General features: G+C 39.1%; 14 protein-coding genes. 5 read left to right on the top strand and 9 right to left on the bottom strand.

The genetic code is table 11. The features are described from left to right. Positions 1 to 294 precede the first annotated feature (294 nt). Positions 295 to 3,690 carry a tandem-95 repeat protein gene (locus IPO46_06340; GenBank protein QQS64193.1) on the top strand — a complete coding sequence of 1,132 codons (3,396 nt, stop codon included), beginning with the start codon at positions 295 to 297 and terminating at the stop codon, positions 3,688 to 3,690. Between the two features lie 71 nt (positions 3,691 to 3,761). On the opposite strand, the gene IPO46_06335 is transcribed toward IPO46_06340, so the two are convergent. Both IPO46_06335 and IPO46_06330 read right to left on the bottom strand, forming a co-directional pair. Next, positions 3,762 to 4,493, bottom strand: a complete 732-nt coding sequence (locus IPO46_06335; GenBank protein ID QQS64192.1) for an esterase — start codon at positions 4,491 to 4,493, stop codon at positions 3,762 to 3,764. A gap of 36 nt (positions 4,494 to 4,529) precedes the next feature. Further along, positions 4,530 to 5,273, bottom strand: a complete 744-nt coding sequence (locus tag IPO46_06330) for a ParA family protein (GenBank protein QQS64191.1) — start codon at positions 5,271 to 5,273, stop codon at positions 4,530 to 4,532. A gap of 166 nt (positions 5,274 to 5,439) precedes the next feature. On the opposite strand from IPO46_06330, the gene IPO46_06325 reads away from it, so the two are divergent. Further along, positions 5,440 to 6,876, top strand: a complete 1,437-nt coding sequence (locus IPO46_06325; GenBank protein QQS64190.1) for a phosphotransferase — start codon at positions 5,440 to 5,442, stop codon at positions 6,874 to 6,876. A gap of 2 nt (positions 6,877 to 6,878) precedes the next feature. After that, the gene (locus IPO46_06320) at positions 6,879 to 7,589 is read left to right on the top strand and encodes an NTP transferase domain-containing protein (GenBank protein QQS64189.1); all 711 of its coding nucleotides are present in this window, start codon (positions 6,879 to 6,881) and stop codon (positions 7,587 to 7,589) included. A 15-nt stretch (positions 7,590 to 7,604) separates the two neighbouring features. Here the strand turns inward: IPO46_06320 and IPO46_06315 are convergent, their stop codons facing one another. The 7 genes from IPO46_06315 to IPO46_06285 all read right to left on the bottom strand — a co-directional run bounded on the left by IPO46_06315 (position 7,605) and on the right by IPO46_06285 (position 15,101). Beyond that, entirely contained in the window at positions 7,605 to 8,933 is a 1,329-nt protein-coding gene (locus IPO46_06315) for an efflux RND transporter periplasmic adaptor subunit (protein ID QQS64188.1), read from the bottom strand. 60 nt (positions 8,934 to 8,993) lie between these two features. Beyond that, positions 8,994 to 10,427, bottom strand: a complete 1,434-nt coding sequence (locus IPO46_06310; GenBank protein ID QQS64187.1) for a TolC family protein — start codon at positions 10,425 to 10,427, stop codon at positions 8,994 to 8,996. A gap of 252 nt (positions 10,428 to 10,679) precedes the next feature. After that, complete coding sequence (locus IPO46_06305; protein QQS64186.1) at positions 10,680 to 11,939, bottom strand: DUF418 domain-containing protein; 1,260 nt, start codon at positions 11,937 to 11,939, stop codon at positions 10,680 to 10,682. Between the two features lie 94 nt (positions 11,940 to 12,033). Further along, the gene (locus IPO46_06300) at positions 12,034 to 13,293 is read right to left on the bottom strand and encodes an alkaline phosphatase family protein (GenBank protein QQS64185.1); all 1,260 of its coding nucleotides are present in this window, start codon (positions 13,291 to 13,293) and stop codon (positions 12,034 to 12,036) included. Between the two features lie 75 nt (positions 13,294 to 13,368). After that, positions 13,369 to 14,028, bottom strand: coding sequence for a hypothetical protein (locus IPO46_06295; GenBank protein QQS64184.1), 660 nt, complete (start codon positions 14,026 to 14,028; stop codon positions 13,369 to 13,371). 139 nt (positions 14,029 to 14,167) lie between these two features. After that, on the bottom strand, positions 14,168 to 14,752 hold the full coding sequence (locus IPO46_06290; protein ID QQS64183.1) for a phosphoribosylglycinamide formyltransferase: 585 nt from the start codon (positions 14,750 to 14,752) through the stop codon (positions 14,168 to 14,170). Further along, on the bottom strand, positions 14,745 to 15,101 hold the full coding sequence (locus tag IPO46_06285; GenBank protein ID QQS64182.1) for a hypothetical protein: 357 nt from the start codon (positions 15,099 to 15,101) through the stop codon (positions 14,745 to 14,747). The genes IPO46_06290 and IPO46_06285 overlap by 8 nt, the downstream gene beginning before the upstream one ends. 162 nt (positions 15,102 to 15,263) lie before the next feature. On the opposite strand from IPO46_06285, the gene IPO46_06280 reads away from it, so the two are divergent. Together IPO46_06280 and IPO46_06275 are read left to right on the top strand one after the other, a co-directional pair. Next, a complete protein-coding gene (locus IPO46_06280) occupies positions 15,264 to 16,550 on the top strand; it encodes a c-type cytochrome (protein QQS64181.1) in 1,287 nt (428 codons plus the stop codon). A 46-nt stretch (positions 16,551 to 16,596) separates the two neighbouring features. After that, a complete protein-coding gene (locus tag IPO46_06275; GenBank protein QQS64180.1) occupies positions 16,597 to 19,872 on the top strand; it encodes a TAT-variant-translocated molybdopterin oxidoreductase in 3,276 nt (1,091 codons plus the stop codon). The last annotated feature ends 11 nt before the right edge of the window (positions 19,873 to 19,883 follow it).

Raw genomic sequence — 19,883 nt, 5'->3', positions numbered from 1 at the left:
GGGCAATTCCATATGTTTTGAAAAACTGTTATTTCTACTACATAAACTTACATGTAGAAACGACACATTAGCATTTCAAAAAAGTTGACATTTGCCATCGGTTTTTCATACAACTTTTAGTGTGTAAGACAGAGTGTAAAAGCATCGAGATCCAGGTACTTTAACGAAAAAAATCGTTCCATCAACCACATTTTAACTTGATTGTTTATTGCTTTGGCACGCTATAAGCAAGGAGGGAATTTTTGTATTTGTTTGAAATTTTTATAGTTAAACCCCAATCCAAAGAAATTATTCATGAAAAAAGTGTTCAGGCTTTCTGCTATTGTTTTTGTTTTATTTCACCTGTCGTTAAGAGTACAATCGCAGCAGAGTTTAATTAATGTAACCGGCTGGAATGCATATGTTCATTTGCCATCTTCCTATGCCAGTAACCCAACCAAGAATTATCCCACCATTATATTTTTTCCCGGCCTTGGAGAAGTGGGTACCAATGCAAATGCCGTAATATCAAACGGCCCGGGTGCATATATTGCCATGGGTTGGAACGGGAATGTAAACGTTGATGGCAATACGGTTGAGTTTATTGTAATTAGCCTTCAAACAGCTCAGTCCTATCCTGTAGAATCTACAATGAACGATAAGCTCCAAATTTTAAAAGGGCTTTATAGAATAGATTCCAATAAACTTTATCTCACCGGGCTTTCTCATGGAGGATGGTGCTCCTCTACTTTTGTAAGCGGAGATAATTATGGTGGGCCTTATACTTTCGCTTCGCAAATTGCTGCGGTAGTAACGGTGGAAGGGGTGCAGCCTGCGGATAACCAGCCTTATCCCAACATGATGGATAATTTTGCATGGAGCGGTGGCAGGTACCTGGGCTTTGAACAGGTAAATGATTTTAGGGATACAAGAACCGTTGTTGACCGAATGAACCTAACTGTACCCAATTCTGCCATTTACGTTAAAACAAATTTTGGCGGCGGCGGCCATTGCTGCTGGTCTTATTTCTATGGTGGGCAGGGAAGGCAGCCGGAAAACTTTACCCTTGATGGGATTTCTCAAAATATTTATCAGTGGATGGCGAGGCAAACAAAGGGAGCAACTCCACCGGCTGGCAACCAAGCACCTATTGCCAATGCCGGAAATGATATTACCCTACAACTTCCAGCCAATAGTACAACTTTAGTAGGAAGCGGAACTGATAACGACGGAAACATTGCTTCTTATTTATGGACAAAAATTTCCGGCCCTGCTGCAGGAACAATCACCAATCCCGCCTCTGCAACTACTACACTTACAGGTTTGGTGCAGGGAACCTACCAGCTTCAACTTAAAGTAACCGATAATATTGGCGCTGTATCTACCGATAATATGACGGTAACCGTACTTGCCGCCAATCAACCACCTGTTGCCCTTGCAGGAAACGATCAAACCCTTCAGTTGCCTGCAAACAGCACAACTTTAGTGGGAAGCGGAACTGATACCGATGGGACCATTGCTTCTTATTTATGGACAAAAATTTCCGGCCCTGCTGCAGGAACAATCACCAGTCCAGCTTATGCAACTACTACAATTACAGGGTTGGCGCAGGGAGTTTATCAATACCAATTAAAAGTAACTGATAATAAAGGGGCAACAGCTACAGATAATATTACCGTTACGGTAAATGCTGCCAACCAGGTTCCGGCGGCCAATGCAGGTAATGATATTTCCATTCAGTTACCGGTAAACAATATAACATTAGCCGGCAGCGGCTCAGATGCAGATGGAACAGTAGCATCATATTTATGGGCAAAAGTATCCGGGCCGGCAGCAGGCACAATTATCAGCCCAGGCTCTGCTATAACAACTGTTACCGGCTTATCTCAGGGAAATTACCAGTTTCAGTTAAAAGTAACCGATAATAATGGGGCAACTGCAACAGACAATATTATTGTAATTGTAAAAGCCGCTAATCAACCACCTTTGGCTGATGCAGGCAATAATATTATAATTACTTTACCAACAAACAATGTAGTTGTTTATGGGGTTGGTACCGATTTAGATGGAAGCGTAGCGTCTTATTTATGGACAAAAATATCTGGTCCATCAGGAGGAAATATTACCAGCCCAGGCTCCGGCACAACATCTATTACCGGCCTCACACAGGGAACTTACCAATACCAACTTAAAGTAACCGATAACCAGGGCGCATCAGCAACCGATGTAATGATTTTACAGGTAAATGGAACAATTTCCGCCAATCAGCCACCCGTAGCTATTGCCGGAAATGACATGACTGTTACTTTACCCACAAACCAGGTAAATGTTAACGGTTCCTCTTCTTATGACGCAGATGGATTTATTACTGCTTACAACTGGATAATGATTAGCGGGCCTGCCCAGGCGCAAATAACCAATGAATGGCTTGCACAAACTACTATTAGTTTTCCTGTTGTTGGCGTATATCTTATTCGCCTTGATGTTGGTGATAATAGCGGCGCTATTGGAAGAGATACTATTTCCGTAATTGTAAATCAAGCGGCAGCAGAAAGTAACACACCGCCAATAGCATTAGCCGGAAATGATATTATTCTTCAGCTACCGGCCAATACCACATTATTAAATGGAGCTAATTCTTATGATGCAGATGGAATAATTTCTTCTTATACCTGGACGCAGGTTGGGGGCACAGCACAGGGTGTTAACATTACGTCTCCAAGCAATAGTTCAACTTCTGTAAGTTTTACCAATGCAGGTACTTATACATTCCGGCTAAAAGTTACCGACAATACAGGCGTTTTTTCAACAGATGATATTATAGTTACTGTAATAGCCGAACCAACCGCATCGGATAAAATTATTAATGTAAACCTTACCAATGCAGTTTATAATTATAATAACCCGGAATGGAACAACTGGGCAATTTCAGAACAAATTAATTCGGGCAGCTCTGTTTTTAAATACAGCAATGGAACTCAAAGTAACATCAGAGCCACATTAAGTTACTCGGCAAGAATGGTAGATAACGGTTCGAGCTATGCTTCCGGGGCTACAATATGCCCATCGGATGTGCTGCGCTTTAATTCTTTATCTTCCATTAACAGGTATATTTTACTGTATGGCCTGGTGCCCGGCAAAACTTATGATATGAGCTTTTTTGCAAGCCGTGCAATTTTAGGAGGTAAAACAATAATTGTAATTGGAACAAGGAGAGATACTATTGTTACCGATTATAATACTACCGATTATGCTAAGTTTATAAATGTAACCTCAGATGCAAACGGTACTTTAAGGATTGGGCTTACCCAGGTAGGTACATGGCAATATATTGCAGGCTTTTCAATAAAAGAAAATTTATGGGATAGCAAAATTTCTTTGCTGGAAAATAATTTTGTAATTCAACCCAATACAGAAATTTCCAAAACCAGCAAAGGAGAAATTGCAGTGGATGCCGCCGAAAATGGCAATGTGGTTTTCCCTAATCCATTTAAAAACAAGCTTTCAATATTAATAGGCAAAGGCGTAAGCGGCAATTACAAAATTGTACTTAATGCTGCAACGGGAGCCGTTCTGTGGAGCAGGCAAGCCAATAAAACCACAGCAGCCATTACAGAAAATATTAATACGGCTAAATTACCTTCTGGTATTTACTTGTTGCAGGTAATTAATAATGGGGTTACCCAAACCTATAAAGTAATTAAAAATTAAGTTTAAACCAGGCATAAAAAAGAGCAATTTAGTATTGCTCTTTTTTTATGTAAAATAATTTCTTTATAATACTAAAACCTTGTTTCTAAATATTTAGGCAGCATTTCTCTCCAGGTGGGCCAGTCATGCTTCCATTCTGTTCCCCACACATCCAGTTCGTGGTTAATGCCTTTTGAGGCAAGCACACCCGAAAAATCACGGGAAGCCTGCGGATCTTCATAATCGCCGCTGCCAGTAAGAATATGAATATGGTGGCTATTGCGGATATTACTTAAGTACCAGTCGTCGGTAAGGTTGGGTACGTAATGAGCCGGGCTGTTGAAGTACACCTGGTCGTCATAAAAGTCTTTTGAATATTCCGTAAGGTTATAAACGCCACTCATGGCAATAACCCCATTAATAATATCGGGACGTTTTAAAAACAAGTTCATACTGTGCAATGCGCCAAATGATGCACCGCAGGTAATTATTGGTGTTTCATTTGAAGTATTGGTGCGTATGAAGGGAACCACTTCTTCAAAAATATACTGGTTAAACTGATTATGCCTAATGGCCTTATGCGCCCCTTCCATTTCGTTATTTAACCAGCTTTGCTTGTTAACGCTGTTTACAGAAAACACCCTAACTTTTCCTGCATTAATCAAAGGTGCTAATGAATCAATTAATTGAAACCTTTCGTACTCCAGGTAATCTGCTGCTGCTGTAGGAACGAGTAAAAGGGCAAATCCGTAATGGCCGTAACTTACTATGGGCATTTCTTCGCCCAATGCATTGCTGTACCAGCTAAATAATGATCTCGTCATATAAAATTTTTTAAAAATTTGGCCGCAAAGATAAGCTTATTCCAATACGCCTTCTTTAATTTCTGTCCAAAGTTCACGGTAACATTTTGAGGCATAGCTGCTGTTGGCAAATTCCATAATTGGCGCTTTATGCACCCCCATTTTTTCTACATCACTCAAGTAGGGAACATAGTTTTGAAAAAATCTTTTGTCCTTGTAAAGCTCTTCCATTATTTCGTTATGCATGTTCTTGCGCAAATCTACCATGGTAAAAAAGCAGGTTAATTTACCTATATCCAGGTCTTTTTCTTTAAAAAAATCTTTTACCATATTATAAGTTCTGATGCTTAAAGTTGTAGGAATTACAGGCATAAGCACAATATCTGCTGCATTAAAAATGTTTTCGCTTAATGCACTAAAGCCCGGAGGGCAATCAATAAACACAAAATCATACTCACCGTCGAGTTGTTTTAATACCGATTTAATGCGACTTTTGCTGCTCTTCATTTCTTCCAGCATAATATCAAAACTTTTGCTGCTGTTGTCGGCAGGTATTACATCCAGCAATTCAAAATCGCTGCTCATTATTGCCGATTCCAGGTGTGCATCTTTAGTAATCAATTTTTTTATTCCGGGATGTTGTTTGGGTTTTACTTTATAGTAAAATGAGGAAGAACCCTGCGGATCAATATCCCACAATAATGTTTTAAAGCCATCTGCAGCAGCGAGGTAAGAAAAATTTACACAGGATGCTGTTTTTCCTACACCGCCTTTAAGGTTGTATAATGCAATTGTTGTCATAAGCCAATCATTTTAAGAGTTAAGGTAGTTATTTTTTTACTGAATAATAAATGGATTTTTTAATTGCGAAATCAATAAGCAGCATGAATTATACCTTTGTATGCCTGGCTTCTCCTTCCTTAGCTCCCCGAAATGTTTTATTTTTACCCTTCACCGCACTTTATATATGCAACAGGTAGAAAATATTTTTAAGCAGTTCAGCAACAGCCCTATTACGGGTATTGATAAACTACCGCAGGCAGGTAGTGACAGGCAATATTACCGTATTAAAACTGAGGGCAACTGTTATATAGCCACTGTGGGAAAAAATATTAAGGAAAACAAAACCTTTATTTATTTTTCACGGGTATTTACAAAATTAAGGCTCACAACGCCACAGGTGTATGCCGTAAGCGAGGACCAATCAACCTATATTCAACAGGATTTTGGTACGCAAAGCTTGCTGGATGTAGTGGATGCAAAAGGATTAACCGATGAAGTATTTAAACTGTATCAAAAAAGTTTAAAGCAATTGGCAGCATTGCAGGTAAAGGCTCAAAAGGAAGTAGATTTTTCCCGTTGCCTTACCAATAGCGAGTTTGGCAAAGAAGCCATACTGGCCGATTTGCTGTATTTTAAATATTATTTCCTGGATACTTTAGCAAAGCCTTATGACAAGCAAAAACTGCTTAATGACTTTAATAAATTGAGTGATTTTTTAACAGGCTCTGCATATCAAACTTTTATGTTCCGGGATTTCCAGGGACGCAATATTATGATTGGCGCCAGCGATGAAGTAAATTTTATTGATTACCAGGGTGGCATGAAGGGAGCGCCGCAATATGATGCTGCCTCATTGCTATGGCAGGCAAGGGCAAACTTACCCGATGCCTGGAAAGAAAAATTGCTGATTGATTTTATTGGGTATTTTGAAAACGAAACAGGTGAAAAAGTAAATGCAGATTTATTTAAAAAACAATATTATGGTTTTGTGCTTATTCGTTTGTTGCAGGTGTTGGGCGCATACGGCTTCAGGGGATTATTTGAACGCAAAGCACATTTCTTAACCAGCATACCGCTTGCATTAAAAAATTTAAATGAATTTTTAAATAACCACAACCCCGGAATAGAATTACCCGAACTGGATAAACTGTTGCAAATTTGCACCAGCAACGAAATTATAGAGCAATTCACACCTTTTCAGGCAACAGCCGAAACCCCGTTGCTGGTTACCATCAACAGCTTTTCTTATAAAAAAGGCATCCCTTTGGATAGCTCCGAAAATGGCGGCGGATTTGTATTTGATATGCGGGGGATTTTAAACCCCGGCCGCTTTGATGAATATAAAACATTGAACGGCCTGGATAAACCGGTAAAGGATTTTTTGGAACAACAAACACAAATGCCTGTTTTTCTCAATAGCGTTTTTACCCTTATTGATATTTCCGTAACCGATTATATAAAAAGAGGCTTTGCCTCGCTTATAATAAATTTTGGTTGCACCGGCGGGCAGCACAGGAGCGTATATGCTGCTGAAGCGCTGGCAAGGCACTTAAAAAATAAGTTTAAAGTAAAAATGCAGGTAACACATACCAATAAAAAAAACTGGCTCACTAAAATGTAACCATGATCCATAAAGCAATGATTCTCGCTGCAGGTTTAGGCACAAGGCTAAAGCCCTGGACAGATAAGCATCCCAAGGCCTTGGCCCTGGTAAATGGCAAATCTTTGTTGCAGCGTAATATAGAATACCTGCAAGGCTTTGCAATAAATAAGGTAATTATAAATGTGCATCATTTTGCAGAACAAATTATAGATGCGGTAACGGAAAATAATGGCTGGGGCTCATCGGTTAGTTTTAGCGATGAAACCGATGCGGTACTGGAAACTGGGGGCGGTTTAAAAAGAGCTGCACATTATTTTGAAGGCGTTGAACATTTTATTTTAATGAACGCCGATATTTTGACCGATTTAAATATTGCTAAAATGTATGAACAACATTGCCAACAGCAGTCCTTGGCAACGCTGGCAGTTACCGAAAGAAAAACAAGCCGCTATCTTTTATTTAACGATAGCCATATGCTTTGCGGATGGAAAAATGATAATACCGGGCAGGTAAAAGGACTTAACGGAATTAAAAAAGCATTTAGCGGCATACAAATTATTGATACCAGCTTGTTGCCCATGATAACAGATGAGGGCAAATTTTCTATTATTGATATATACTTAAAGCTATGCGGCCAGCAAAAACTTATGGCTTACGACCATAGCAATGGGCTTCTACAGGATGTAGGAAAACCAGAAAGCATTTTAGCTGCAGAAAAAATATTTCTTTAAAATGGTAAAGCGGGATTATTTATTGTTTTTTATTTCAAACAATTCTTTTTTGTCTACCACTTTCACCTTGTCATTTTCTTTTAAGGTTTTGCTTACCACATCGTAAGGGCCGCTAATAACCGTTTGCCCTGCAGAAAGCCCTTTTTTAATTTCAATATAATTAATATCCTGTATGCCGGTTTTTACCAAAACTTTTTTTACCGTGTTTGCACTGTCTGTTACAAAAACCACAATATCAAGATCATCGTTTTCTGCGGTGGAATGTTTAGGTTTCAGGCTGTCGGGTTTTTCTCTTGTGGTAACGGCATTTATGGGTACGCTTACTATGTTTTCCCTCCTGCTGGTTTGTATATCGGCATTGGCGCTCATGCCCGGCCTGAATGGAAAACTGCCTTTTGCCAAAAGATCGGTATAGCTGGTTTTTAAAATGCGTATGTAAACCTTGTACTGTGTAACATCTGTACCGGAGCCTGCAAGAGAACTTGAAGAAGCTCCGTTGTTGCTACTGGCAATTTGGGTTACAATACCTTTAAATTTTCTATCACTATAAGCATCTACAAAAACAATGGCGCTATCGCCAAGTTTTACTTTTGGTATATCGTTTTCACCTACATCTACCTGTACTTCTATTTTATCCATATCGGCAATACGCAATATTTCTGTACCTACATTAAAGCTGTTGCCTGCAACTTTTTCTCCTGCTTTTACATTCAGCAAACTTACTACGCCATCCATAGGTGCGGTTATTATGGTACGGCCCAAATCGGTATTGGCACGTGCCAGGTTTTGCTTGGCGCTTTGTACACTTGCCTTGGTACCTTTAATGCCTGCAACTGCTGCATTATAATTGGCTAATGCAGTTTTATAATTGGCATCGGCAATATTAAATTCACTTTGGCTAATCACTTTTTCGTCATACAATTTTTTTTGCATGTCGTAGGTTTTTTTCGCCTGGTCCACCTGGGCTTTTAAACTTCCCAATGCCGCTTCGGAGTTGGCTACCTGTGCCTGGCTTTGCTCTACGCCACTAATGGCCTGGTTTTTTTGTATGGAATATGCATCTGCATAAATACGGGCAAGCAACTGGCCTTTTTTAACTGTGTCGCCTTCGGCAACGGTGAGTTCGGTAATTTCTCCGCTAATATCAGGGCTTACTTTTACTTCTACTTCCGGGTAAATTTTTCCCGAGGCATTTACCACTTCAATAATGGTACGGTTGGCTGTTTTTTCCGCCGAAACTTTTATGCCTTCGCTTTTTCCAAATAAACCCATTTTGGCCATTACCGCCAAAGCTGCCAATAATAATACACCGCCTATTAAAACCCATTTAACTGTTTTACTCATAATATATTTACTTTTCTGCTACGAATTAATAATTTTTAACTTCAAAATTACTTGTAAAAATTAAAGTTTTAAGCCAATGCCTTTATAAAATTCCAGCACTTTAATTTTAAATACATAATCAAAATGATTAAAACTATATTCCAGTTTTGCCTGTAATAAATTATTTTGCTGCGTAAGCAACTCCAATGTGCTTAGCATACCTACTTTAAACCGTTTTTGGGCAAAATCGTAGGCTTTTTCATTGCTCTCCACTGTTTTTTTGCTTGCATTAAATTTTTGTAATGCAACAAAAGCCGCATTGTAAGCCGCATAAATATCCTGTTTTAATTTTTGGTCGTCAATATCTTTTTGCAATTGCAGGCTTTGATAATTTAGTTTAGACCTTTCGTAATTGCTACGCAGGCTGCCGCCGTTAAAAATAGGCACGCTTAAACTTAAGCCAACACTTTGGCGGAAATTATCGGAAAGCTGGTGGGTATAATTTTGTTTTTTATACAAAGGAGTGTTCATCACATTGGGTGTATAAACCGTATAATCTGTACCACCTACATTTACGGTGCCAATGGGCAATGTGCCGTTAATGGTTGTATTAATTCCCGTAATAGTTTGGTATTTATTGTTGTAGCCGCTGCCCAATGTACCAAAAATGCTTAGAGAAGGATACATAGAACCCTTTGCAGAAGCGGTATTTTTTTCTGCAGCTTTTAATTTAAAGCTATTGTAGCGTTGCTGCGGCTGGTTGGCCAGTGCAGAGTTGTACACATCCAGCGGTTGCAGTTCGGCAAAAGTTTCTACAGGAATTTGTTCCACTGCGGGTGTTTCTACTTCAAAAGCAGTAGCAGCATCTATATTCATAAATGCTTTTAGGTTTAAAATACTTTGGCTTACAGTACCCGATGCATTAATAAAATTGGCGCTGTCCATTGCTACCTGTGCTTCTGCCTGAGATGCATTGAGTTCTGGCATAGCTCCCGCCTTTACCTGCTTGCGTATAGTTGTAAATTGCGATTGCGATTGCTGCAACTGTACCCTGGCAATTTGCAATTGCTCGTTGGCCAGTAATATTTGCAGGTAAGCATTTGCAGCGCTCAGGGCAATATCGTTTTTCAGTTTATCAGTTTGTGCCTGGGCCGCTTGCACTTCCCATTGGTTGGCGGCAATAGTATTACGCTTGCTGTAAAAATTAAAAATATCGGCGCTGCTTTGCAGTTGCATACCCGATGATAAATAGGTTTCTGTAATGCGGCTAAAAGTAACCGGGTTTTGGTTGCTTCCGCTATTGGCGCTAAAGCTGGTACTAAAGCTGGCATTGGGGTATTGAGATAATTTGCTTTGCTTAAAAATTAGTTCGGCATTTTTTGCCTGCAGGTTGCTCATGCGTATATTCAGGTTGTTGCGCATAGCATAATCTACAATGGTACGCAGGTTCCATTTTTGCTGGGCAAAAACAGCAGATGAAAAACAAACCAGGGTTAACAGAAATAACTTTTTCATAGGCAAATGTACCTTAACTGTTTAAATGGGAAAAATTGAAATTTATTTGCGGTACTTTATTAGAGTACAAAAGATATACGAATGCTGCATTTGGGGCTGTGGGCTGCTGTACATCTCTCGGTATTAGTTCCGGCTATACGCTGTAAGCTACACTGCGTTTGGCTTCCCGCTCCTATCCGGCAGCCGCCGTGCGGTAAAACTTTATTTGTCTTTTCTTACCCTGTTTAAATACCTGCTAAAAAATCAGCCTCACTAAAAACTTAATAGGTCATTTTTTGATTTAATCATTTTGAGTGGCTTTCCATAAGTTACCATGCGCCAAACCCATTCAAAAGGCCCATAATAAAAATACCAAAACCATATATTGCTATACAGCATTTGCAGCAGGTATATTCCAATGCCAATGGGAATATAAACCGAAGGCCCAATATTACCACCAAAGCCTAAACCTACCCCGTAGAAAACGAAAATCCCAATAAAAGTTTGGGCTAAGTAATTGGTTAACGCCATCCTGCCCATTGGTGCAAAAATGGTAAGCTTGCCCTGGCCTTTGTTTTTTACCCAAGTAAGGCAAATAATTGAGGTATAAGCCAGGCATAATGGCACTACACTCAATGCATAAAATAAAGAGTGCAGTAAACCCACAGGGCTGGGAATATGTTTTTGGAAAATTTCAAAATAAAAGCAGGCAAATGCTGATGGGAGACCAATGATAAAACCCCAAAAACGCAATTTTTTAAACAAAGAAATATATTCATCCAAATGCAGGTACATCATTTTTCTGCCTACATAAAATCCAAGTAAAAACATACCCAATACTTTTGGGATGCGGTTGCTGCCCAGTATGTAAGCGTACCGGTACAAATAGCCCGTAGCCTGCCAGTTTCTCCACTCCTGCCAGCCTGCATTATTTTCAAATAAATATTTGCCAAAATTATCAGCAGGTATTCCGTTTTTCTTATCAATTTTTTGGGCAATATTCTCAAGAGATAATCCGGGGTTGTAATGAAATAATATGTAGAAAATATCTAAAAGCATGGGTGAAAGTAAAAGCGCTCCTGCAAGAAAAATTATTTTTTTGTCAGATAGTTTTCTAAACAACGGCAGTGTAAAACCCAGTAGCGCATAAAGGCATAAAATATCGCCTTCCCAGAAAAAAAATAGGTGTATAATTCCAAACAAAAACAAAAAAAATAACCTGCGGTAAAATACTTTTAACGGGTTATTGCCCTTTTGTTCATTTTTTATTAAAATAATAGCAAACCCAATTCCAAATAATAAAGAAAACAAGCTGTAAAACTTTCCGTTTACCCATACGTTTTCGAGCATACCCACAATTTTATCGGCATGCCATGTAGGCAATGCTTCCCTTTGTACCTGGGTTATAAATCCCCACCCGGTAAATGCAAAAAGATTGTCCAACAATACACCGAGGAGTGCAAATCCCCTAAGGATATCTAAAATTGCTGAACGATCCGCCATATTAACCGGCCCAGGAAGTTGGGTATTCATTTTATAAATAGCATTAACTTGAAAATTAATAAATTATATTTATTAATTTAGGCTATTCGCTATTTTACGTATTGGCAATAAAAATATACTTATATTAATACAGTATTTCTTTGGCAATTTTAAAAGTACCATCAATGGGCTCATTAATATTTAAGCCAAGTATAGAGGTAATTACTGGATAAACATTTACATTTTCAAAAGAAGGTACGGTTAAGTTATTTTTAAATGCCGGCCCCCATGCGTAAAATATGGCATGCATATCTTTTACTAAATAAGGGTTGTATCCATGTGCACCGGGCGAAGGTTTTTTATTTCCGGCATAAAAAATTTTTGGCCAGTTGGGTATAAGTAATAAATCACCAATATGCTGTTGCCAGTCATCTTTTGTAGAAAAACGCAGTATTGCTGACATTTTATTTGGACGATAAACTGTAAAATCCTTTTGGGTAGCCTTTAATTGTTTGTAGGTTTTTTTTACATCTTTTTTATTCTTAGCGTAAAGCATCAGTAGTTCTGCCCCTCGGGGAATAATAAACTTTGAAGTGTCCACAACATCGGGCAATTTAATTGTGTTTTCCGTATCTATTTTTGTCATACCATGATCAGATACAAGAATAAAATTTACAGGCAAGCCAGTGCTTTTTACCACTTCATTTAACCTGCCAATTACAGAGTCAACCTGCTTTACCGCATCGGCTGTTTGCTTGGCATCGGGTCCATACTTGTGGCCTGCATGATCTACTTCGGGAAAATAAACGGTAATTAAGTGTGGCCTTTTTTCTGCAGGCAGTTGCAACCAATCTTTAATAATTTCAATCCGGCGTTTATTCGGTATATCTTCATTGTAAGAATAATAGTATGTAGGATAAATGCCTTTAATATTTGCTTCGGATCCTACCCAATAAAAGCTTGCACTTAGCATTTGTTGCTCTTCTGCCAATACCCAAATAGGCGTACCACCATACCAGCTTCCATCTTTTACAATGCGTTCTGTTTTCATGCCATAACTTTCCTTTTTCATGCGGTTGTAATAAAAATTACCTACCAGGCCATGGTGAGATGGATACAAGCCAGTAGCAATGGTATAATGATTGGGAAAAGTAAGTGAAGGATAAGACGGGATCATGGATGCAGCTTTTACTGCATTTATGCTGAGCGCTTTTATATTTACTGCATCAAATTTTTCTGCATAATCATACCGGAACCCATCTATGGAAATTAATACTACATAAGGTTTTTGTTGCTGAATAAAGCTGTTGGCTCTTCCGGCAATTATTTTTTGAGTGGTATCGGGCTGGGTAAATGCAAGCACATAGCTGCATAGAGTAAAAACAAAAAGTATTAATGGTTTCATTCCATAAAAATAAATTAAACTGCAGCAGGGTTAAATTTTTTTTTTGGTAATTAGTTTTGGAAACCAATAATAAACTTAATTTTTTTTCTGTACCCGGTAAATCTTTCTAAACTGGTAGCTGGCATCCAGCACATATTGGTTAAACTCAAGTACACTGCTTTGTGAAGTAAACTCAAAACCGGGCCGGTACTTTACTAAAAAACTGTCCAATGCAGGGGATTGTAAACGGGTGATGCGGCCCACAAATATTTTACTAAAACGGTAGTTAACGTATTTTTCTTCTTCTTCTTTTTCCAGCCGGTGTTGAAAGGCTTTTATCCTTTTGTTGCGCCTGAACCTAAAGGTATTGATGATTTCATTGGCATCAAAGCCAACCGTTCCGTCAACACCTGTACCGCTTACCAGGCCAGGTTTTTGAAAATTAAAAACGCTTGCATATTGTTGCCTGTTTTCAATAGAATCCTGCCTATGGGTTTTGGATTCCACCACTACTTCTTTTAGCAGGCTGTATTTAGATGAAACATAAATGTGTAGCGATACATTAAAATTATCGAAGTTGTTAATTGCGTTTACGGCAAATTTTTGTGTGGGCTTATTTTGGTACACAAAAAAAACAGAGTCCCCAGTCATCACGGTAATGCTGTACCTTCCCATAGAGTCTGTTAAGGCCATTTTTCCTCCCGTACTTATTACCCTTGCATTTTCTACAAAATTAATTTTACTCTTATCAAACACACGGCCGTAAAGTATTTGCTGGCATGTGGCAGGCTTTAAACAGGCAGTAAGAATTAATAAGAAAAAAAGGCGCAATGATTTGGGTTTTAGCTGTCAATAATAAACAGGATTTTTCAAAACAAAAGCAGCATCCATTTTTTTAACTGCAATTTTGCAAAATGAGTTTTTGAATTTCGGGGGCAAAATAAGTATGCTCTAGTTGCTGCACTTTTTTTGCAAGGCTATCCGCAGTATCGTTTTTGTCAACAGGGCATTTTGCCTGAAAAATTATTTTACCATGATCGTATAATTCATCTACAAAATGTATGCTGATGCCGCTTTCCGTATCGCCATTTGTTATTACGGCTTCGTGTACAAAATGCCCATACATTCCTTTGCCGCCATGCCCGGGCAAAAGCGCAGGATGTATATTGATGATGCGCTGCGGATAGGCAGCAATTAATTTTGAGGGGATTTTCCATAAAAACCCGGCCAATACAATCCAGCTTATTTTATATTTTTCTAAAACAGGCAGGTATGCATCAGCTTTAAAAAAATTTTCTCTATTTATTAATAAGGTATCTATATTATTCCTGGCTGCAATGGTTAATACCCCGGCAGCAGGTACATTACTGGCGATTAAAGAAATTTTTATTGCAGCGTTACCGCAAAAGTATTCAATAATCCGGGCGGCATTACTGCCTGCGCCACTGGCAAAAATGGCTATATTAACGGGCTCACCCATTTTTTTCTTTTCTTCCGCCTATCCGGTTAAAGATTTTTGAAATATATTTTTTAAAAAATGAAAACTGACCTAAAAATACACTCACCAGTAAAACACAGGGCGGCCAAAGAAGCGTAACTAATATTATATAGGCTATAACCCACCAAACCCCTTTTTCCATACCTGTTAATAATAAAATTTTACGACCCAGCCAGCCACATAAACTGCCTCCAATGGTAAATCCCAACAAAATGAGTATTAATCGCCATCCATTTACCTTCCATTTGTGTTGTAATTTTTTAAACATGCGCAAAAGTGCTTCATTTTTTTTAAAAAAAACCAGCCATTTAATACTTTCTTCCAATAGCATAAATACTTACATTTTCATGACAATTATAATATACAATAAATCACAATTCGCTGAAATACAGCCCTGATAAGGAAAATTTTTTTTAACAATGTTGATATATTATAACCCTACTACCTTATTTTTGCAACCGTATAAGGATTTTCCACACAAGACTTTAACTGTATGGGCCGACATAGAAAAATCATTCACAATATCTTAACAAGTATATTCTTTCTTGTTTGTTTTTTTAGTAGTAACTGGGCTTTTGCACAAAATGGTGAAGCTCTGTTTAAAGCCAACTGTGCCAGTTGCCATAAAGTAGATAAAGACTTTGCGGGGCCTGCATTAAAAGGCTGGAAAGACAGGGTTCCTGAAGGAAACTGGATTTACGATTGGATACATAATCCTGCTGCAATGATTGCAAAAGATCCTTTTGCAAAAGAGTTGTTTAACAAATGGAAGCCCACTACAATGACGGCTTTTCCTGCGCTTAAGAATGAAGAAATAGATGCCATTTTAAAATACGTTGATGATTTTGCGGTACCTACCGAAACCCCGGGTGGCGATACAATAGCCGGCGCTGCAAAGTCATCGGATAATTCCCTTCTTTATGGCATCCTTACTTTAATATTAGCCATTGTAGCGCTTGTATTATTTCAAATAAACCGTAAGCTGCGTGATTTTTCCGATAAAGAAATAGGGATAGAAAGGAGCAAGCCACTCCCGTTTTTTAGGAACAAGGCTTATATGATGACTTTAATACTGGCTTTATTTGCCGTAGCAGGATATTTTTTGGTGAATACTTATGTTGGCCTTGGCAGGCAAAAAGATTATCAACCCGAGCAACCCATTTTCTATTCGCATGAAGTACATGCCGGCATCAATCAAATAAGCTGCTTATATTGCCATGGAGGCGCACAAGATAGCAGACAGGCAGGAATACCCACCGTTAATGTTTGTATGAACTGCCACATGGCTGTATCTGAATATACCGGAAAGTTAGAGTTGAAGAGAGCGGATGGTACAGCAGTAAACGGAACAGATGAAATAAAAAAATTGTATGCTTATGCCGGCTGGAACCCCGATGTAAAAGCCTACAAACCTGATAACGACGGAGACGGTATACCCGATGGTGCAAAGCCAATAGAATGGGTAAAAGTGCATAACATGCCCGATCATGTTTATTTTAATCATAGTCAGCACGTAAAAGTAGGGAAGCAACAATGCCAAACCTGCCATGGCAATATCCAGGAAATGCCCGAAGTAAAGCAGTTTAGTGATTTAAGCATGGGTTGGTGTATAAATTGCCATAGGGAAACCAAGGTAGATTTCTTTAATAAAGAAACCGGAGAAGGCAATAAATTCTACAGTATTTATGAAAAGTTTCATAACGATATAAAGAACCATAAGATGGATAGCGTAACGGTAGAGTCAATAGGTGGAACCGAATGTCAAAAATGTCATTATTAATTAGTTAATCCGGATATACCGGATCATTTTAATGAATTATTAGAATATGAGTAATAAAAAGTACTGGCAAAGTTTTGGTGACTTTAATCATTCAGAATCGTTCAGTGAATCGGCAAAGCATGAGTTTAATGAAGACCTGCTGCCCATAGAAGAATTACAAAAAGAAAGCCTGCTGGAATCTAAAACCCCACGCAGGGATTTTTTGAAATATCTTGGCTTTAGCACCGCAGCAGCTGCCATTGCAAGTTGTAAAACCCCGGTTCGCCATACGGTACCTTTTCTAAACAGGCCCGAAACAATAATACCGGGTATTGCCAATTATTACGCAAGTACTTTTGTAAATAGTGGTACCGCAATAAGTGTTGTGGTGAAACAAAGAGAAGGACGGCCAATTAAAATTGAAGGAAATGAACTTTCTCCAATAACCAATGGTGGTACCTCTGCACAAGTGCAGGCAAGCGTTTTAGATCTTTATGATCCTACAAGGCTTCGCCACCCGCTTCAAAAATCAAATAACGAATATAAAGAAGTAACCAGTTTTGATGCAATGGACAAACTCATTGCCGGCAATATTGCTGCATTGGGAGGAAAGCCAATAGTATTACTTACGGCTACTATTAATTCTGTAACCACACTTGATCTTATTGCAAAATTCCTGGCAAAATATCCGGGAAGCAGGCATGTGCAATATGATGCAATAAGCTATAGTGGTATGCTAATGGCAAATGAAGCCTGTTATGGTAAAAAAGCAATCCCTTCTTATTTGTTTAACAAAGCAAAAACCATTGTAAGTTTGGGTGCAGACTTTTTGGGCACCTGGCTGAGCCCGGTGGAGTTTACGGCACAATATGCAGAAAACCGCCGTATCAAAAAAGAAAACCCTTCGCTTAGCAAGCATATACAGTTTGAAAGTAACCTAAGTTTAACCGGCAGCAATGCCGACGATCGGTACATGCATAAACCTTCTGAAACTGGGTCAATTGCTTTGGCTTTACTGGCAAAACTTGGCGGTGCAGTTACCTCACCGGCTATTAATGATGCTAAATTAGCTAAAGGTATTGAAGCTGCAGCCACAGCACTTAGTGCTGCAAAAGGAGAAGCATTAGTGGTTTGCGGAAGCAACGATGCCAATATACAGCTTGTTGTAAATGCCATAAATGAAGCGATTGGAGCAAATGGTACAACAATTAACTGGGCAGTAAACAACAATGTTGCCAAAGGGTTGGATTCTGAATTTGTAATGCTCACAAATGATATTGATAAAGGCGCTATTGGCGGCTTATTGGTATATGGTGTAAACCCTGTTTATTCTTATATTGACGGGAAAAAATTGGGTGATGCCATTGCAAAATTGTCCTTAAGTGTTTCCTATAGCAGTACGCTTGATGAAACTGCAGAAGTTTGTAAATATATTGTTCCTGCTCACCACTGGCTGGAAAGCTGGGGCGATGCGGAACCACATACCGGAAATTTCAGTTTAATTCAACCGGTAATAAACCCCTTGTTTAAAACCAGGCAATTTGAAGATTCTTTATTAGCGCTCACAGGTGCTGTAATAGCATCTGCTGCTTCAGGTACCGATAGTTTAAAGGTTGCTGTGGCGCCGGTTTCTGGTACGCAAGCAAATTATTCCGATTATTTTAAATCCTATTGGCTTGGAAAGGTTGGTGGAAACGATAATTGGGAAAAAGCATTGCAGGATGGCGTAATTACCCCGGCTGCTGTTTCTATTGGCGGCGCAATTTATAGTGCTGCAAAACTGGCGGAAGCAGTTTCAAAACTTTCTTCAGTTAAATCCGGAAAATATGAGGTAGTACTTTATCAAAAAATTTCTGTAGGTAACGGTAGCCAGGCCAACAATCCCTGGTTGCAGGAATTGCCTGACCCGGTTTCAAAAGTAACCTGGGACAACTACGCATTAATGTGCCCGTCATTGGCAAAAGAATTAACAGGCCTTGATGTGTTGAATAGCCAGAGAGATGCAGATAAATATGAAGTAACCCCGGAAAAACCCGTAGTGAAAGTTACGGTAAACGGACGCACAATGGAGTTACCAGTAATGATAATTCCAGGTATTGAAAAAAGTACGGTAGCCATAGCTTTGGGTTACGGAAGGCAAAGCCGGGCAGAAGGCGATGCAGTAAATTATGACCGCATTGGTCGTGCTGCTTATAAATCAGGTAAAAACGCATTTGTATTCACCGGTTTTGATGGGCAGAGCATACAATATGATGCAATAGCAACTGTAGAAAAATCTTCGGCATCTGCTTATCCACTGGCGCAAACACAGGTGCACGGCTTTACCGAAAACCGTCCGGTGATTTATGAAACAAGTTTAAAAGAATATATTAAAAATCCTGAATCGCTTTTAGAAGAAGCTGTTCATGAAAGATCAATATTGATTCCTGAAGGATACTCAGATTACGTAAAGGATGCTACAATTTATCCGTATTACGACAAGCCCGGCATAAAATGGGGAATGAGTATTGACCTCAATACCTGCACAGGATGTTCCGCTTGCGTTGTAGCCTGTACTGCAGAAAATAATGTGAGTGTAGTAGGTAAAATACAAGTACAGCGTGCCCATGAAATGCACTGGCTGCGTATTGACCGCTATTTTGCCGGCGATAAAGAAAACCCTGATGTGTTTTTTCAGCCTATGCTTTGTCAGCATTGCGATAATGCGCCTTGCGAAAATGTATGCCCGGTAGCAGCAACAAACCATAGCAGCGAAGGCCTTAATCAAATGACTTATAACCGTTGTATTGGCACAAGGTATTGTGCCAATAACTGCCCTTATAAAGTGCGCAGATTCAACTGGCTTGATTATAATGGAGCCGATAGTTTCCCTAATAACCAGGAGCCCCTCCGTGGAGCAGACCTTGATGAAGTGGTATTTGCAATGAACGATGATTTACCAAGAATGGTGTTGAACCCCGATGTTACAGTACGCAGCCGTGGGGTAATTGAAAAATGTTCTTTCTGTGTACAACGCTTACAGGAAAGTAAACTGGAAGCCAAAAAGCAGCAGGATTCATCACTGGTGCGTAATGTAAAAGTTGCGTGTGCACAAGCCTGCCCAAGCCATAGCATTACTTTTGGTAATGTAAACGACCCGGCAAGCGATATCAGCAAAGTAAGAACAGATGCAACCCGTACATTTTATGTAATGGAGCACCTGCACGTACTGCCCAATGTGAGTTACCTGGCCAAGGTAAGAAATACCGACAGGGAAGTTAGCTTTCCAGTACAAGATGAACACGCAGGATTAGCAGCTCATAAAGAAGGAGAAAAGAATAAAAGTACACCGGTACAGCACTAATATAAACAAGA

The sequence above is a fragment of the Chitinophagaceae bacterium genome (genome assembly GCA_016699815.1).
Lineage (GTDB): Bacteria > Bacteroidota > Bacteroidia > Chitinophagales > Chitinophagaceae > Ferruginibacter.
Note: the sequence above shows the minus strand (reverse complement) of the source record. Positions and strands in the feature narration are given on the sequence as shown.

Bases quoted from the DNA above. Each gene is read 5' to 3' on its own strand.
- IPO46_06305 (QQS64186.1), bottom strand. From the start codon at position 11,939: ATGAATACCCAACTTCCTGGGCCGGTTAATATGGCGGATCGTTCAGCA.
- IPO46_06320 (QQS64189.1), top strand. From the start codon at position 6,879: ATGATCCATAAAGCAATGATTCTCGCTGCAGGTTTAGGCACAAGGCTA.
- IPO46_06340 (QQS64193.1), top strand. From the start codon at position 295: ATGAAAAAAGTGTTCAGGCTTTCTGCTATTGTTTTTGTTTTATTTCAC.
- IPO46_06335 (QQS64192.1), bottom strand. From the start codon at position 4,493: ATGACGAGATCATTATTTAGCTGGTACAGCAATGCATTGGGCGAAGAA.
- IPO46_06280 (QQS64181.1), top strand. From the start codon at position 15,264: ATGGGCCGACATAGAAAAATCATTCACAATATCTTAACAAGTATATTC.
- IPO46_06315 (QQS64188.1), bottom strand. From the start codon at position 8,933: ATGAGTAAAACAGTTAAATGGGTTTTAATAGGCGGTGTATTATTATTG.
- IPO46_06290 (QQS64183.1), bottom strand. From the start codon at position 14,752: ATGGGTGAGCCCGTTAATATAGCCATTTTTGCCAGTGGCGCAGGCAGT.
- IPO46_06310 (QQS64187.1), bottom strand. From the start codon at position 10,427: ATGAAAAAGTTATTTCTGTTAACCCTGGTTTGTTTTTCATCTGCTGTT.
- IPO46_06275 (QQS64180.1), top strand. From the start codon at position 16,597: ATGAGTAATAAAAAGTACTGGCAAAGTTTTGGTGACTTTAATCATTCA.
- IPO46_06325 (QQS64190.1), top strand. From the start codon at position 5,440: ATGCAACAGGTAGAAAATATTTTTAAGCAGTTCAGCAACAGCCCTATT.
- IPO46_06330 (QQS64191.1), bottom strand. From the start codon at position 5,273: ATGACAACAATTGCATTATACAACCTTAAAGGCGGTGTAGGAAAAACA.
- IPO46_06285 (QQS64182.1), bottom strand. From the start codon at position 15,101: ATGCTATTGGAAGAAAGTATTAAATGGCTGGTTTTTTTTAAAAAAAAT.
- IPO46_06300 (QQS64185.1), bottom strand. From the start codon at position 13,293: ATGAAACCATTAATACTTTTTGTTTTTACTCTATGCAGCTATGTGCTT.